Source organism: Nostoc sp. FACHB-888 (genome assembly GCF_014696655.1).
GTDB lineage: Bacteria > Cyanobacteriota > Cyanobacteriia > Cyanobacteriales > Nostocaceae > Nostoc.
The window spans coordinates 31575-48176 of record NZ_JACJQM010000004.1 but is presented as its reverse complement, the minus strand read 5'-3'; the positions used below and the strand labels follow the sequence as shown (position 1 = coordinate 48176).

The following is a 16602-nucleotide window of genomic DNA, read 5'->3' as shown; positions in this document are numbered from 1 at the left end:
TCTGAATCCCCTTGTGAATAAGACCTTCTGCCTTCTGCCTTCTGCCTCCTTCAATGACCCATGCCCAATCCTCGATCCCCAATTTCTTATACTTTGGTGATTTCCTCACAAGTTCCTCAAATTGCTTTGCTAAATTTAGAGCCTGAGCAACGTCGGCAAAATGGAGTTAATCCGGCTGATGAACATTATTAGGAAAATTAATGATGACTTAGCGATCGCTGGACAAATTACACTAGATCAGCTAAAACAAATCGCTGATGAAGGTTATCAGTCTGTACTGAACTTACGTTTGCCCGACGAAACAGGCTTGCTGGCTAATGAACAGGAGAAAATAGAGCATTTGGGATTGTACTACGTTAACTTCCCAACTAAACCTGAAGACATTAATCATCAAGTTACGCTCCAGATGTATCAGATGATCACTGAACTACGCAAACCTATTCTGATACATTGCGATAACTCAATTCGTGCAGCCGCAATAGTATTGTTATATATCTGCATCAAGCAGGGGATAACATTTGAAAAAGCCCTGCAAAAAGTTATTACATTAGGGTTGATAAGCTGATGCGCGCCTAAATTGTATAAACACTGTTTACGATCGTTAACTGTTGACGGTTAACGGTTATCAGTCATGAGTCATTGTTCATCAGCCTTCATTCCATAGATTTGAAGCTCTTGTAATACCAATTTGAAAAAAGAATGCGACAGTCAAAATCAGGCGTAAGCGCCATCGTGAGATTGACGCTTGACACCCAACAAATTTGGGCAAAATCTTCTTAAGTTGACACCAATGGGCAATGTCATCCCCCTACCATGCCCAAAGGTCTGTAGGGAGATAACTCGAAAGTCTATCTTTCGCTTATCTAAATTTTAACAAAAAAAGACCCTGGTTATTATTCCAGGGCGCATACACGTTTTTCAGGCATTAACAGGCTGAATAATAACTTTGTAAAATAGTTATTTCTACTATCCATAGAATGATACAAATATTGCTCCATATATGGTAGTAATAGCTTTTTGTTGCTCGGTCTATTTATAAATGGTATTTTCTAAAACTAACTTAGCAAACTTGGATGAAATTTTCTATTTATTTATCATCAATACGAACATTTTGCAGCCTAATATTAATATAAAGTTAAATTCAGAGATTGCAGAGTAAGCACTTTATTAAGTATAGCAGTTCTCGTTTGTATAAACTGCATTTTTAAACCTCACCTCTAATCCGTTTCTTAAGCAAAAAGATAGGTTGGAGTGAGGTTCAGACTGAATTATACCAAAGTGAGAACTGCTATAATTATATATTTTACTTGCTTAGTCTTACTAAAAAAAAGGCATAGCTAAAAGCCACGCCCTATATATACCAAGTGTTAAACATAGCTAAATAATTTAGAACTAATTGGATTTTACTTCATCTGTCTATAGTATGTTTACAAAATCGGCTGGAGGCGTAAAAACCCAGCAGATAATATTAAGCTGACTTGAGTATAGCGTTGCGAAAAAATAAATGTAATTTATGAGAAAATCTTATAAAGATAATCTTGCGATCGCTAACAACTAGATAAGGATAAATAAACAAAAATTTATAGCAATTATTAAAAATTATTATTCTGAATTCTTACGTAGCCACTACAAACCAGAGTTAATATTTTACGTTTGATTAAATTGGACTACTTACCAATTTTATGATAGATTGCCCTTTATTGAAAGCCTAACTATTACTTTCCTCGTTACCTGCTAGCTTAAGGTTTGATTCTTCTATTTATTGGTATTTTTGTAACATAGAATACCAAATAAAATATTAATAATCTATAAAGAAATTTCTGCGTAGGCATAGCCTAGTTGTAGACAAAGTTACTATCAACTCATTGAGAAAATCTTCTGTAATTTTGCGTATAATCTAAAAGTATCTGCTAAAACTATCAGCTTAAGGTTTTCTTACCTCAGCTATTTTTGCATGGATTAAAATTATCAATTAGACAAAAGTAAAACACAAGTCAATCTTAACTGAGCGCTATTGTGTTGTTCGCGGTAAGCCTCGTCTGTATCTCCCAAGTTAAAGACGATTAATCCTAATAAAATCTTCTGGAGAAGAGATGTATTTGGCACATTCATTCATGAGTGATGAAAAGAAGCAAAACTCTTACCAGCCTTTGATTTTGGCAGTGGAAGACCATGATGATAGTCTCCTGCTGATTAGTTATGCTCTTGAGTCAATGGGTTGTAGATTCATTTGCCAAACAGATTGTTCTACAACTGTACTGGTGGCTAAAGAATATCAACCAGACTTAATCTTATTGGATATTTTGTTACCAGGCCTTAGCGGTATCGATATTGTGCATCATCTAAAGCAAGAACCCCTAACTTGCAAAATACCAGTGGTAGCAGTCACAGCTTTAGCTAGTACGGAGGATCGTGAGCGTATCCTCAAAGCAGGATTTAATGATTACATCAGCAAACCCTATATGCTTGAGGACTTAGAAGCTATAATTCGCCGTGGGCTGGCAAGAAAATTTGTCCCTTATCCAGCTTTGGAGCTTTGTCAGGATTAGCAGTCCAGCAGAGAAATATAAATGTAGAGGAGAAGAACTTAAGTATTTTTGGGTAGTTGCATAGTAAACAGACTACCTTTACCTAGTTCAGAAGTGACCTGGATAGTTCCTGCGTGCGCTTCTATAATCCGGTGGGATAGATGTAGCCCTAAACCACTACCTGAGCGTTTATGTTTGCCTTGGCGAAATCGCTCGAAAATTGTTGCCTGATCTTCGGGCGCAATCCCATATCCTGTATCTTCTATCTCGATTGTTACCGAATCTGGATTTCCAGGATGAGATGATGTTTCAAAAATGCGGATTGTGATGCCTCCTGTATCTGTAAATTTGATGGCATTTGCAATTAGGTTGTTTATCACCCGCCGTAATTCCAAGCGATCGCCCATAATAACACCAGGGTTTTTACTCAGTGGATCTAACCCACTAGTGTCTATTTTCACAATTAACCCTTTTTCACTAGTTAGAGGGCTGAGTTCACTGACTACTTCTTGAGATATCTCACGTAAATCACATTCCTCCCAATTCAAGGTTTTTTTACCTGCCTCGAAGCGATAAACTTCTAGGAGGGTGTTTACCATTTCCATCAAATTTTGGTTACTGCGAATCATAACTGCGATCGCCTGTTTCATTTCTGGCGAAATTTTGCAGAATGTTTCCATCTCAAATAAACCCAGCATACGATCGGCGGCTACTAAGGGAGTTCGCAAATCATGAGTTAGCCGAGAAACAAAGTCTTCGCGTTGGCGGGCCATTTTTTGCTGTTCGTCTAGACTATGCTTGAGACGCAACAGCGATCGCACCCTTGCCAATAGTTCATCAGTATCAAATGGTTTACGAATAAAATCGTCAGCACCAGCATCCAAACCTTCAACAACACTGGATTCGTGAAAGGCAGTAATCAGCAAAATTGGAATATAACTAATTGCTGGGTTATTCCTAATCCGACGTGTGACTTCATAACCATCGATTCCTGGCATCATCACATCTAACAGAATCAGATCGGGTGGAGATTGTTCAACTTGCCGCAAAGCTTTTATTCCATCTGAAACCAAATGAATTTCATATCCCTCACTTTCTAAAATTGCTTGAACCAAAATGAGATTATCGAGAGTATCGTCAACTGCGAGGATGCGATAAATTCTATTATTTTCACCTACAGACATAATTTATCAACTTTTATTAGTTTTTTTTAAAGTAATCTATAGTTTAAATTTAGGATATCCTATTAATGATTACCTAGCTTGAGAAGACGAATGATGGGGATTTTTAACGGAGAAAAAAAACCGATCCCTATCTAATTGTAAGGGTACATCATCGGTTCCTAGAGCCGATAACGTGATTTGACGCGGCAATTCAATTTTAAACATTGAACCAACCCCTACTTTGCTCTCAAGAAAGATTTTGCCGCCCATCATTCGCACCAGTGAATCTACAATTGCCAAACCCAAACCTGTACCTGGATATTTCCGAGTCAGAGTTTGATCAACTTGCCAAAATGCTTCAAAAATACGTTTAAAATTTCTGGGTGCTATGCCAATACCTGTATCCCGAATAATAATTGTCACTCGATTTGCAGGTAGTTCTTTAACTTCAACCGAAATCTCGCCAGACTCTGTGAACTTAATGGCGTTGGAAAGCAGGTTAATTAAAATCTGTTTCACACGAACTGGATCATTAAATATCAAACTATTTTGGAAATCGGTTCGTACTAGCAATGATAAGTTTTTGACCTCAGCTAGAGAACGCATTTCATCTACAGCAAGATTTATTACCTTTGATACATCAAATATTTCCGCTTTTAAGTCTAATCGTCCTGCCTCCAGCTTAGAAAAGTCAAGAACTTCATTGACTAGCATCAGCAAATGTTTCCCATTATTCAAGATTCGCTCAACCATATCTGCTTGTTGGTGCGTTAGTTGACCGAACTTAGGACGCAGTAGTATTTGCGAAAAACCAATAATCGCATTCATCGGCGTTCTGAGTTCGTGGGACATAGTTGCCAAAAAATGTGATTTTAGCACTGATGCCTCCGATAGCTTGAAGTTTTGCATTTGAAGCTGTTGCTGTTGTCTCTCCAATTCTTGGTTCTTACGAATCAGTTGTTCATGACTTTCTCTAAGCTGGTCTTTTGCCAAATCTGCCTGCATTTCAGCCCGATAAACCCTAATCGCACTCCGCAAAACCTGTGCCAAGTTTTCTGGGGATATCCTAGACTTAGAGAGATAGTCTGTAGCGCCAGCTTTCAGCAATTCGACAGCAAGCTCATCTTCTTGAGCAATTAGAACTACTAAAGGAACTTTAATTCCTGAAGAACGTAGCTGATGAATTAAGTTTAGTTTATCCTGGCCTATCAAGCGATAGCCGAGGAAAACACAATCATAAGCAGTAGTGCTTAAAATAGAAAATACATCACTGCTATCGCCTACTTCAGATATTTCCATTTGAATACCTGCTTGAATCAAGGCACAACGGACTGCCATCCCGTCTACTTCATCATCTACAACCAAAATTTTCAGCGTCTTTTCCATCGGTTTTTATTTTTGCCGCTAAACATAGGTTGATGTATAACAATTCCTCTTTTGAGATTATCTAAGTAAATAATATAAAATTTTTAGATATCTAAAATCTGTGACTTTATTGACCAAGGCATTTTGCATAATATCCAATCTTTGTTGAGCGTTGCTATAATCTCTACAAAGTTAAGGAAAGTCAAAAGCTTCAGAATATCTTTAAGTTAAATTTAAGAAACCGATTAATAATCTTAACTTCATTGAATGCCTCTTTGACATCCATCACATTAACTTCGTTACCCTCCATTAGTAGTATGTTAATCACTCTTTTGGGCATTTCCTTGGGTTAAATTCAGTCTGTTGTATCTTCAATCTGGCTAATTTACCCGAGTATTAAAATTAAACTCCAAGCAAATGACCAACGATTCCAAAAAATAAGTAATTAACAAACTGAAAACTATTGATATGAAGACAGCAAACATAGCTGAGATAAAGGAAAATAAAATACTTTACTAAGCTTAAAAACAATTGTAATGAGTCAGTAAGCGACCGTCCTCAGTCATTGGTGAGAGTTACACACCATCGTTGCGTCCTATGAGCTTGGGTAGTTCTACTCATCAGATTTATTAGATTTAGTAAAAAAGTAACTCCCTATACCGATTTGTGAAGATGAAGTCATCTTCCCCCCTGAAATTTCGACAATTTTCTTGGCGATCGCCAGACCTGCGTTATTATTTTCCTGGCGATTCCAGTCTTCCGCTGTTCGGAAAAATACCAAAACCTTCTCATGAACGTTAGAAAAAATACTGAATTCTGGTAAGCCTTTTGGTATTATAGAAATTATTTTTTGGCTTTGATTACTGAAACTTTTAACTTGTGAACCGTGCGTCCAACATTTGGATGCACGAGTAATAGCCCTTTGTAGTTGTGCTTGAATTTCTTTTAAAATTGCCCACCATTGAGCCTGACTTTTCACACTATGGGGAAAAACCAACAAAACATCTAAACCCTGAACCAGCTTCTCTACAAAGGTTGGGCGAAAATTTAAAGCCTCTACTCTTATAGGAGAGAGGTCTTCCACATCCCCTGAAAAGTCAGACCAACAAGTTTCCCACAAAGGACAATAAGTTACTTTAATGCTAGTAATTCCACTAAATTTTAAAGCTGTCTGATTCCCTTCTATAAGAATATCCATCATCTGTATCAATTCGATAAATCCAAACGTTTGCTTAAAAATCGCTCGAAACCATCGTTCACTTTCTCGTAAAGCAATTTTTACCTTTTGTAATTTGTCCATTTTTGTAAGCTTTGTGCAAAATAATAGTAATTTCCTAATGGAATATGGCGGAAACTGAAAGCTGAATTGTGAGCTAAGGAGGAGCAATTTTGTATCAGTCTTAATATTTCATACCTTTTGTCTAAGTATCCATATATCTCCAGCTAGATATGTCCTCTATCTAAATGTGAAAAGATAGGATACTTGTTATTTCTATCGGTGGATGCAGACTGGTTGAAATATCATCTATCTTTGGTTTGGGAAAATAAAAGATAGCGCTAAGAAAAAGTAATACATTGAAAGATGCAAACAGCATAAGAGCGAGTGTAGCGATGAGTGAAATTAGCATTATTTTAATTGAAGATCATGACTTAACGCGAATGGGGCTACGAGCAGCGTTACAGGCTCACAGTGCATTGAAAGTAGTTGGCGAAGCGGCAAATGCGACTCAAGGGCTAAAACTTTTAGAAACGGCAAAGCCAGATGTAGCTGTTGTGGATATTGGTTTGCCTGACATGGATGGCATCGAACTCACACGTAAATTCAAACGCCACCAAGCTGAAACTGGACAGACGACAACCAAGATTTTGATCCTGACAATGGATCACACAGAGGATGCTGTACTTGCAGCTTTCGCCGCAGGTGCTGATTCTTATTACATGAAAGAAACAAGCATCAGTAAATTGACTGACGCTATCCAAGCAACTCACGGCGGTAATTCTTGGATTGATCCGGCAATTGCCAACGTGGTATTGCAGAAGATGCGGCAAGGTATTCCTGGAGACAGCCAAAGTTCTGAGAAAACGCCGAAGACTGTAAAAATTGAGGCATTAGCGTCAGAATACGAGCAAGTTTTGGAAACCTACCCCCTGACTCAACGGGAGCTGGAAATTCTGGAATTGATTGTAGCTGGGTGTAGCAATGGGCAAATTGCTGAGAAACTCTACATTACAGTTGGTACTGTGAAAACCCATGTTCGTAATATTTTAAATAAATTATGTGCTGATGACCGTACCCAAGCTGCTGTAAGGGCCTTACGTTCGGGGTTGGTAGCATAAGAAGTGCTGAGTGGAGATTAGAGATTGGGGAGATGGGGGAGTGGGAGAGTGAGGAAGCAGGGGAAAAAAGAACTATTTATTGATTAATACCAATACTTAATACCCCTTTAACCCAATCGTTCTTGTAAACATTCTGCAATGCGTAGTGCTGCTCCGGATTTTCCCATACGTCGCATACCATTTTCGGCAATAATTTGCAAAATATCAGGATCTTTGAATAGGGACTGTACGATTTTGGCAACTTCTGCTGGCTGTTTGACTAAAATCAAAGATGAACCTAAAAGACGACTTTGAGCTTCAGCAAAGCCAGGGTTATATTGCGGCCCATTACCCGGAATCGCGATCGCAGGTTTTCCTAAACCGATAAACTGTTCTGTGGCTGTACCTGCCATTGCGATCGCTAAATCTCCCAAATGCAGGCAATCATTATAGGCTTTTTGTGTCAGCAGTAGATATGCATTTCTTTGTTTAAATGTCAAAACATTTGGATCAGCAATTTGGATAGGACATCCTGATTCAGTTCGCCAACCTTGGGATTGCACACTTTGGGATAAAATATCACAGTCTAACCCCGGAGCGATCGCACCTAAAAACACAACTGTGCCAGAAGTGTAAAACACCGAATCTCGCTCCTGAAAACTTGCCATTAACGCAGATACGGCAATCATAATTGTTTCCCAGTTAGTATATGCCTCTGGCGGACGCGAACCAGGAAGAAGAGTCACCATAAAAGGCCGAACCGTCTCTTGCTGTTGACTATTTTGACTATAGAATTGTTGGCGTGAAAAAGTTGGTTGCAGACCATCCATCATCGGATTACCCAAATTAAAAGCTGAAATTGGCCATTGCTTTAATATTTCCGTCGTCAGCGCATCTCTAAGAAACACCGCCTTACAACGGCGACGACTCATCAACCAACGTTCCCAAGGATGGAAAACTGAACCGGAAAAGTTTTCCCAACGCATATCTTTAGATTTCTGTGGTAATAATCCAGCCTCGTCACGCACATAATATTCAGATTTTGCCGTACCGACAAAAGCATAATTAGCGCCGCTAAAAGTTGCAAACAATAGGGGGAGAATATCTCCCACTGCTAAAATCGCTCTTTTCTGACCTAATCTTTTTTGAGAACTCACCCAACGACGGATAGCTTTAATCTGGCTGAGGGTAAGTTGCAATAAACCACCGCGTACATCCCGCGCCAATTGGCGGCCATCCATATAAACAAAACCGCCAGAAGGCATAGTGCGAACTGAACCGATAAGGGGGATATCCAACTGTTGGTAAGCACGTCCTTCACCCACCAGAGGTAAAGCAAAAATCTCTGGTGGGTTTGCTTGTTGTTGGAGTTCTTGCAAAATCCGAACTGCAATGACATCTTCTCCGTGACCATTACTTAATACAAGTAAGCGTAAAGGAGAAGTTGCAGCTTGAGAATTAGAAGCTAGAGATAAACGGGATACATTACTCATAAGAAACAAAATATCAAAATTAACTGTCTGTTTGGGTAAGAGGTATAAATAGGGAAATCGGCGAAGAAACTGGAAGTTAGTATTATCGCTATTTCTTTACTTTCCTACAACTAAAATCAAATTCGGAAACAATGTATTGTTTCAAATTCTTGGAACAGCCTTTTAGTCAAATCTTTTAATCTAAAATCTAAAATCCAAAATTGATATAACTCCCAGTTAATTAGGTTAAATATTATGCGAGTTTCTGCTACTGCAATTTTTACTTTAGCTACTTTAGCTGCTGCCAATGCCACTCAGCAAGCAACGGCTGCAACTGCCAAAACCGTTACTCTAACTCCAAAAGCTGGTAACTTGGTAGTCCCAATAATTGAAGACACTCCCGCCCGCATAGAGACGATTGCTTCCCCAGAAACTATAGTTGCACAACAATTTTCTCAAAATCCCGTCGCCGTGCAAACAGGTGCAAACAAAAATTCCAGCGTAGTCTTAAAGTCAGCACAACAGTTAAATTCTCAAGTCATCCTCCCTGTTTCCCCCACCTCCCCTGCTCCCTCATCTCCCCCATCTCCCAAAATCCCTACTACTGGAAGCAATTTAGTAGTCACAGCTACAGATATACAGATAGTGGGAGCCAATCAAGAATTGCAACAAATTATTCGCCAGGTAATTAAAAGCCAGGTGGGTGGAGAAACTAGCCAAAGTCAGCTACAAAAAGATGTAGCTGCAATTTCGGATACAGGTTTATTTAGAAATGTCAGTGTGAATAGCTTTAGCACAAAGGCTGGATTAAATGTAGTTTATCAAGTGCAACCGATTATTGTGCGATCGCTGCAACTATCTGGCGCTAAAGTCCTCACTTACCAAGTTGCCCAACAACGTTTGCAATCTCAGATTGGAACCACCATCAGTCCTGCTGGACTCCAGCAAGCAGTAGCAGAAATTAACAAGTGGTACGCCGACAATGGTTATAACTTAGCACGAGTGCTATCAATTAAACCCAGTTCTCAAGGCATTCTCACTGTGAATGTCGCTGAAGGCTTGGTAAGTAATATCAAATTTCGCTTTATCACCGATGAGGGAAAAACTGTTGATAGCAAGGGTAATCCCGTGGGGGGACGCACCAAACCAGATTTTCTGCAACAGCAACTAAAACTAAAACCTGGTCAAATCTTCCAAGAAAATGTAGTTAAACAAGACATACAACAGCTATATCAGACTGGTTTATTTGAAACTGTGAATGTTGCTTTAGAAGGAGATGCAACAAAACTTGATTTAGTCTACCAACTCAAAGAAACTGGGGCGCGTGGTGTTAACTTGGGTGGTAGTTACAATGCTGATCAAGGATTAGTAGGCACAATCAGCTATCAAGATCAGAATGTTGGTGGTGTTAATGATATTTTAGGTGTGAATATTGGTGTAAGTAGCCGAGACTTGCAGTTTAATACTAAATTTATCAGTCCCTATCGGACAACAAACCCCGATCGCTTGGGGTACACTGTGAATGGTTTTCGTAATCAGCAAGTTTCGGAAACCTTTGATGACACTATTAAGCTAGCTAACGGCGACAAAGTGCGGGAAGGTAAAGTTGGCGCAAGTGTCAGCTTACAGCGACCAATTGACGACTGGAAGACCTCATTAGGATTAAACTATACCCGAACTAGCATTCGCGATCGCCAAGGTAATATTAGTCCAACTGACGCTCAAGGCAATCCCTTATCTGCAAGTGGAACTGGCGTTGACGACCTAACTACCGTATCCTTCACCGCCACCAAAGACCAACGGGATAATCCCCTGAATCCAACTCAAGGTTCCGTTGTGAGTCTGAGTACAGAACAATCTGTCCCCATCGGTCAAGGAAATATTTCTCTCAATCGCCTTAAAGCCAATTACAGCCAATATTTGCCAGTGCAGTTATTTAACACCAAACAGCCACAAGTCTTTGCGGTGAATGTCCAAGCTGGTACTGTCCTTGGCAATTTACCGCCCTACGAAAGCTTTAACTTGGGTGGTTCTAACTCAGTACGCGGTTACGATTCTGGAGATGTGGGAAGTGGTCGCAGTTATGTGTTAGCTTCCGCAGAATATCGCTTTCCCGTCTTACCAATAGTAGGGGGTGTATTATTTGCCGACTTTGCCTCAGACTTAGGTTCTGGTGATACTGTATTGGGAAATCCAGCAGGTGTGCGAGACAAACCAGGTTATGGTTTTGGTTATGGGGCTGGAGTACGAGTAAATTCACCCTTGGGTTTAATTCGGGCTGACTATGGCATTAATGACCAGGGAGAAAGCAAAGTCCATCTAGGCATAGGTCAGCGATTTTAAGAAAGTGAGCCTTCAAAACATTAATGCGGATTTATCCAAAAAACTGAAAAAGGAGGATAAGAGGATGTTTGAAAAGTCCTCATCTTGGTAGCAAAACGTTTTAGATCCCCCTAAATCCCCCTTAAAAAGGGGGACTCTGATTCCGGTTCCCCCCTTTTTAAGGGGGGTTAGGGGGGATCAATAAGTGCCTAAAATCACAGCCAACCACTTTTCAAACAACCTCTAAGATTAGCCCTTTCAAGGTGGATGGAAATTTTAGCCCATAAATTCTTCTTTAACCTCTTCTCTCTGTGTTATCTGCGCCTCTGTGGTTAAATAAAATACTTTTTAATCGCGGGGCACAGTTGCTTTTAATAAGTCCTAAAATAAATTCGTTGGACTTGGTGACTGTTCAAAAATAATCAATTATTTGGTAATAAATGGTGTCGCGTTTCACTAAGATATCCAAAATATACTGATTATTAACTTATTAAAAATTACAGAATTGCTCTTTAGCTTTGTAGCAAGTAGCGTGTTAGTTATCACATCACAGACGTAAAAGACAAATTGAGTCTGTTTCCTACTTCAGGATTTCTTAACTCTCGCGTTATCCTATAAAGATAAAACTGTTGTGTTTATGGGAAGGTCTTTCTTACTTGGAGAGTTCCAACAACTAAATCATCCCGTAAGATAGACAGGCAAAACCCTGCCCCATATATATGGGAAAATTTTTTAGGAATCCCTCAAGACTCAGAACTCGCTACTTATCTGCTCACTCAGGACTCAGGACTCTTTATGTTAGCAGGCACAAATTTGCAGGATGGAAAATATACCCTAATTCAAGAAATAGGGCGGGGTGGCTTTGGTATCACGTTTAAAGCTACCCATCACTACTTGGGCCAGGAGGTGGTGATGAAAACCATCAATGAACGGCTGCGACAACATCCTGATTTTGCGAAATTTGAGCGCCAATTCCAAGATGAAGCCAGACGATTAGCTACGTGTATTCACCCAAACATAGTCAGAGTTAGTGATTTTTTTGTCGAAGCTGGACTGCCTTACATGGTGATGGAATATATTCGTGGCGAAACCTTGGGAGATGCATTTGTATTACCAGGGATACCGTTACCTGAAGCTACAGCAATTCATTACATCCGGCAAATTGGGGCAGCCTTACAGGTAGTGCATAATAACGGTTTGCTACATCGAGATGTCAAACCAGATAATATTATTCTTCGTCAAGGAACCCAGGAAGTAGTACTGATTGATTTTGGCATTGCCAGGGAATTTAATGGCAGTGTCAGGCAGACTCACACCGGTATGGTTTCTGAAGGTTATTCTCCCATTGAGCAGTACTTGACACAAGCACCGCGCACACCCGCCACAGATGTTTATGGTTTAGCGGCAACCTTGTATGCACTTTTGACAGCACAGGTTCCTATGCCAGCATTGTTGCGCGATCGCGAACAAATGCCTTCCCCCCGCGAATTGCAACCACATTTGAGTGCTTCTGTCAACCAGGCCATAATGCGCGGTATGGCGGTGGAGTCTCGTTTTCGTCCAGCGACAGTTGCTGAATGGTTACAACTGCTACCTGGAAATAAGGTGAATATGACACCGCAAGCCTTACCCACTTATGCAGTGCCAACTGTCAATTTATCTGCCCAACAGGCAGCAACTTTAATTGGAAAAACTGTCCAAAATGGCATTCATAAACCATCTAGGTTGGGGCAGCCCAACTCAGGTATCGCTAAAGAAAATGTACTGGCTAAAAAACAGGGTTCATCTAAAATATTCATTGGTATAGGTGTAGCCCTGGTTGCTGCTACGGCGGGTTTTGGCATTACTAGCATCTTACCCAAGTTTCAACCGCAGCCAACTGCAAAGCCGCTTTTTGAACAGCCAACTCAACAACCAGCCGCGAAAGTACCTAACTCAGAGAGTGGTGAAGAGACTAACACCACCTCAAGAACCGAATCAGCACCTGTTCCTAATTCCAAGCAGCGTCGGCGCTATCGTCGTTCTTCTCAGCAAGAAACTCCCAGCAGCGCTACACAAGAATCACAACGTGGCGATTCCGAACAATCCGCACCTTCACCTAGCGTTTCTCCCACACCCTCGTTAGTGGAGAAACTACGGGCTATCCGTTCATCTCGTAATGCTTCTCCCGCACCATTACCACAAAATAACTCACCCACTTCTAATCAAAATTCTGCTTCCCCTCAACCGGTGATTCCGTCAAATTCTGTGGTTATACCACCAGCAGCGCCACCGATAGAATCTAAACAGTCAGATCCTTCTGCTGTAGTAGTACCAACATTAGAAAAGCAAAATTCACCGACTGATATTCAACCCCAGAATAATCAGAAATTTCAGGAAAAGCTACAAGATGACAATAATTAGTCAATTCTAGATTTTAAATTTTTTCTTCAATCTAAAATCTAAAATTCAAAATTTAAAATTGAACGCCTCTTACCAATACAAGAGCTAAACTTAAACTACTTATTTCATCTTCTGTACAACAATTTCCCCCTTCTTATTAATCTTCACTGGTTTTTTGGGGAAAGCTTGAGCATTCAAATAACGCATAAGTTTCACAGTCCGAAAACGCTGATCAATATGAGGTATTCCCTGCTTATCCATCCGCACGGGGATAACTTTACTTGATACTAAATCTCCCACCGAGTTGAGTTTAACTTCTAAAATCATTGAGTCACCCGTCTGGGCATTTGTAGATAAAGTTCGATATCCTAAAAAGTTTCCTAAAGAATAGGCGATGATTTTTCCCTTATAAATTTCCATCGCTCTCGGAACATGAGGCCCATGTCCTAGTACTAAATCTGCTCCCGCATCAATCATGTTTCGAGCGAACTTGATCGAATTACCTCGATTTTCTCCATAAAAAAACTCTGTCTGATTCTTAACGTGTAGCGCCCCTGTTCCTTCGGCTCCAGCGTGCATCGATACTACTACAATGTTGGCCTTATTTTTAGCTTCTGCTACGAGTGCTTGGGCTGTTCCTAAATTATGAATGGAATTATACATTTCATAAGGAGAAAACCCGATCATTGCCACAGGGATATTGTTAGCTTCCAGATAAAGAATTTGATTTTTATGACCTAATGTTGCAATGCCCACAGCCTCAAGATTTTTCTTTGTATCTTTGAACCCTACCGGGCCAAAGTCCATTGCATGGTTATTAGCCATATTAAATACATTAAAACCAGCTTCAGCAAATAGCCGAGCATATCCAGGTGGGGAGCGAAAGGCAAAGACTTGTCCTCGACTAATATCTTTGGCAGTGTAGGGATAATTAGTTAAGCTACTTTCAAAGTTACCAAACAAGATATCAGATCCTTGCAAGTGAGTTCTCACTGACTTTGGTAATAATTCATCTCGAAACCGGGGTAATCTATGGTTAGGAAAATTAGTGCCAGGAATAATATCTCCAACGGCTTTGATAGTAATAGTATCTAGAAAAGTTTGTTCTTCTGTTGTTGATGGCGTAAGTTCAGGGATAGCTAATGGAAATTGCACAGGCTCGGTAGGTGTAATAGCAGCGTTTAATCGCTGTGATTGCCCAAGCCTGATAACGACTCCTATACTAATGCCTAGATATAAACAGACGCTGATAAAACTAAATGAGAGCGCTTTCCCCATGCTGCGGTTTGCCATCGTTCACTCCTCACACGATGGCATAAGTTTATCCCATAAATCTGTGCTAGTAGTGTATCTTTTAATGCAAATTGTACAATATTTGACTAAGTAAATACGCAAATGGAATACCGTTCCACACAACATCCGTTATATAGTTAGGGGCGCATAGCTATGCGCCCTTACTTGCAAATAATCATAAGTAAAATCTATGAAGCCGAACACCATCGGCTTATTTAGTTCTTTAGTAATCATTTTCAACGGAGAGGGGGGGATTCGAACCCCCGTTGGGTTTCCCCAAAACGCATTTCGAGTGCGTCACCATGAACCGCTCGGACACCTCTCCAGCTATATAATTCACACATTTGAGTATTCAAATGCCGTGAAATAAGGGAAATCTTAGTACATCCCCTTTGGTATTATAGCACCATCGCTTTTTGTGTAAGCAATGCTTTGGGCGTGTAGACATCGTAAAAGACATCACAAAATTTATCTTATTACATTAGCATGACTTAAAAATAACAGCGCTCATATTATTCTGTGAAATATTTTTTTAATCAACATCCTCTTATCTCAACCACTCCAATAAAAGCGATTGCACTAAGTGACTCATGCTGACACAAGCGCGATCGCACTTGGGACAACTAGCAAAAATCCCCTTTTTTTATCTCAAAAATAACCTTACAAATATATTTCACAGCCTGAAATGTAATCATAATAAGGGTCGTAGTTGTCGCAGGACAGTTATGCTTCACAAAAATTGATGTGGGTGACACACAAAAACAAGGCGACAAAGCGTGATCGCACCTCTGGAAGAGGATGACAAAAAAAGTGCGATCGTTTGCATCCGTGTTGATTGTTTTTATCCCTAATAGGGATTTTGGCTAATTGTAATTAAGGTAAAGTGAGTATTAAGGAATATAGCTGGTTTTTTATTCAGCGAGATTTTTTACGATGGAACTTAAATTTAGCATCAATGTTAATGGCTCTATAGGTGATGGCTGAAATTTATGTTTTAAGTAAAATTTTTTAGCTTCTTCGTCCTGGGCGTGAACTAGAATACACCTTATACCTGCAATTTGAGCTACTCTCAAAGTACGAAAAATAGCATCTCTAAGTAAACCAGACCCTATACCTTGTTTCCGCCAGTTGATATCAACAGCTAATCTACCAATAAGCATACATGGTATAGGGTCTGGTGCGTTTTGTTTAGCTTTTCTAGTAGCTTGGATATGCGCCACTAAAGAAGTAGCTAGGCAATAATAGGCAATTACCTTATTTTCAACAGTTACTACATAAGTTCTGGCTGTATCTCCTTCATTCTTTAATGATTTCTCCTTCAGCCACATATTCAAAGCATCTGATTGACAATTAAAATCTGATACATCATGCTCAGAAGTAAGTGGCTGAGGAGCATTAATAATTTTTGTTTGTTCCATTATTAATCCCAAGGAGATTTAGTTCTTAAGAACTTACGCAGTTCTTCATCTACTTTAGGAGGAGAATCTAGAATAGCCATAAATTCTTGATATCTTTCCTCATCTAAAGCAAAGAAAGTGTTGTCACAGATAACATTTTCTGCTTCTCGGCAAGCCACTTCTAACATAAAGTCAGAACGAGTTTTACCAAGAATTGTTGCTGCGTGATCAATTAAATCCCGTTGTGTTTGTTGAACTCTAATGTTAATTACCTGGTCACGGCCAGGATTATCCAATTTAGAACGGGTAAGCATCTCTAAATTATTACTAGTTGTATCCTACTTTTTAAGTATAGCACCGTGTA

At 39.8% G+C, this 16602-nt stretch carries 13 protein-coding genes and 1 tRNA gene; 6 read left to right on the top strand and 8 right to left on the bottom strand.

The window, feature by feature from the left end:
* Window positions 1–60 precede the first annotated feature (60 nt).
* The 3 genes from H6G26_RS43695 (at window position 61) to H6G26_RS04060 (ending at window position 2549) form a co-directional block, all read left to right on the top strand.
* Window positions 61–192, top strand: a complete 132-nt coding sequence (locus H6G26_RS43695; RefSeq protein ID WP_277883758.1) for a hypothetical protein — start codon at window positions 61–63, stop codon at window positions 190–192.
* On the top strand, window positions 179–565 hold the full coding sequence (locus H6G26_RS04065) for a sulfur transferase domain-containing protein (RefSeq protein ID WP_190728032.1): 387 nt from the start codon (window positions 179–181) through the stop codon (window positions 563–565). The genes H6G26_RS43695 and H6G26_RS04065 overlap by 14 nt, the downstream gene beginning before the upstream one ends.
* A gap of 1528 nt (window positions 566–2093) precedes the next feature.
* Window positions 2094–2549, top strand: a complete 456-nt coding sequence (locus tag H6G26_RS04060) for a response regulator (RefSeq protein WP_190728031.1) — start codon at window positions 2094–2096, stop codon at window positions 2547–2549.
* Window positions 2550–2587: 38 nt separating this feature from the next.
* Here the strand turns inward: H6G26_RS04060 and H6G26_RS04055 are convergent, their stop codons facing one another.
* From H6G26_RS04055 to H6G26_RS04045, 3 genes are all read right to left on the bottom strand, one after another.
* Window positions 2588–3712, bottom strand: a complete 1125-nt coding sequence (locus tag H6G26_RS04055) for a hybrid sensor histidine kinase/response regulator (RefSeq protein WP_190728030.1) — start codon at window positions 3710–3712, stop codon at window positions 2588–2590.
* Window positions 3713–3781: 69 nt separating this feature from the next.
* Window positions 3782–5077, bottom strand: coding sequence for an ATP-binding protein (locus tag H6G26_RS04050; protein WP_190728029.1), 1296 nt, complete (start codon window positions 5075–5077; stop codon window positions 3782–3784).
* Window positions 5078–5669: 592 nt separating this feature from the next.
* Entirely contained in the window at window positions 5670–6356 is a 687-nt protein-coding gene (locus H6G26_RS04045; protein ID WP_190728028.1) for a hypothetical protein, read from the bottom strand.
* A 311-nt stretch (window positions 6357–6667) separates the two neighbouring features.
* Here H6G26_RS04045 and H6G26_RS04040 point away from each other — a divergent pair, with 311 nt between their 5' ends.
* Window positions 6668–7393: a response regulator transcription factor gene (locus H6G26_RS04040; protein WP_190728027.1), complete on the top strand. Its 726-nt coding sequence runs from the start codon at window positions 6668–6670 to the stop codon at window positions 7391–7393.
* Between the two features lie 107 nt (window positions 7394–7500).
* Here the strand turns inward: H6G26_RS04040 and H6G26_RS04035 are convergent, their stop codons facing one another.
* The gene (locus H6G26_RS04035; RefSeq protein WP_190728026.1) at window positions 7501–8865 is read right to left on the bottom strand and encodes a lipid-A-disaccharide synthase-related protein; all 1365 of its coding nucleotides are present in this window, start codon (window positions 8863–8865) and stop codon (window positions 7501–7503) included.
* A gap of 234 nt (window positions 8866–9099) precedes the next feature.
* Between H6G26_RS04035 and H6G26_RS04030 the strand changes: the two genes are divergently transcribed.
* Both H6G26_RS04030 and H6G26_RS04025 read left to right on the top strand, forming a co-directional pair.
* Window positions 9100–11187, top strand: a complete 2088-nt coding sequence (locus tag H6G26_RS04030; RefSeq protein WP_190728025.1) for an outer membrane protein assembly factor — start codon at window positions 9100–9102, stop codon at window positions 11185–11187.
* Window positions 11188–11961: 774 nt separating this feature from the next.
* A complete protein-coding gene (locus H6G26_RS04025; RefSeq protein WP_190728024.1) occupies window positions 11962–13569 on the top strand; it encodes a serine/threonine-protein kinase in 1608 nt (535 codons plus the stop codon).
* A 99-nt stretch (window positions 13570–13668) separates the two neighbouring features.
* Here H6G26_RS04025 and H6G26_RS04020 read toward each other — a convergent pair whose 3' ends face one another.
* The 4 genes from H6G26_RS04020 to H6G26_RS04005 all read right to left on the bottom strand — a co-directional run bounded on the left by H6G26_RS04020 (window position 13669) and on the right by H6G26_RS04005 (window position 16552).
* Window positions 13669–14841 carry a CapA family protein gene (locus H6G26_RS04020; protein WP_190728023.1) on the bottom strand — a complete coding sequence of 391 codons (1173 nt, stop codon included), beginning with the start codon at window positions 14839–14841 and terminating at the stop codon, window positions 13669–13671.
* A 240-nt stretch (window positions 14842–15081) separates the two neighbouring features.
* Window positions 15082–15166, bottom strand: a tRNA-Ser gene (locus H6G26_RS04015).
* A 586-nt stretch (window positions 15167–15752) separates the two neighbouring features.
* Window positions 15753–16259 carry a GNAT family N-acetyltransferase gene (locus H6G26_RS04010; protein WP_190728022.1) on the bottom strand — a complete coding sequence of 169 codons (507 nt, stop codon included), beginning with the start codon at window positions 16257–16259 and terminating at the stop codon, window positions 15753–15755.
* 2 nt (window positions 16260–16261) lie between these two features.
* Window positions 16262–16552 carry a DUF1778 domain-containing protein gene (locus H6G26_RS04005; protein WP_190728021.1) on the bottom strand — a complete coding sequence of 97 codons (291 nt, stop codon included), beginning with the start codon at window positions 16550–16552 and terminating at the stop codon, window positions 16262–16264.
* Window positions 16553–16602: the final 50 nt, after the last annotated feature.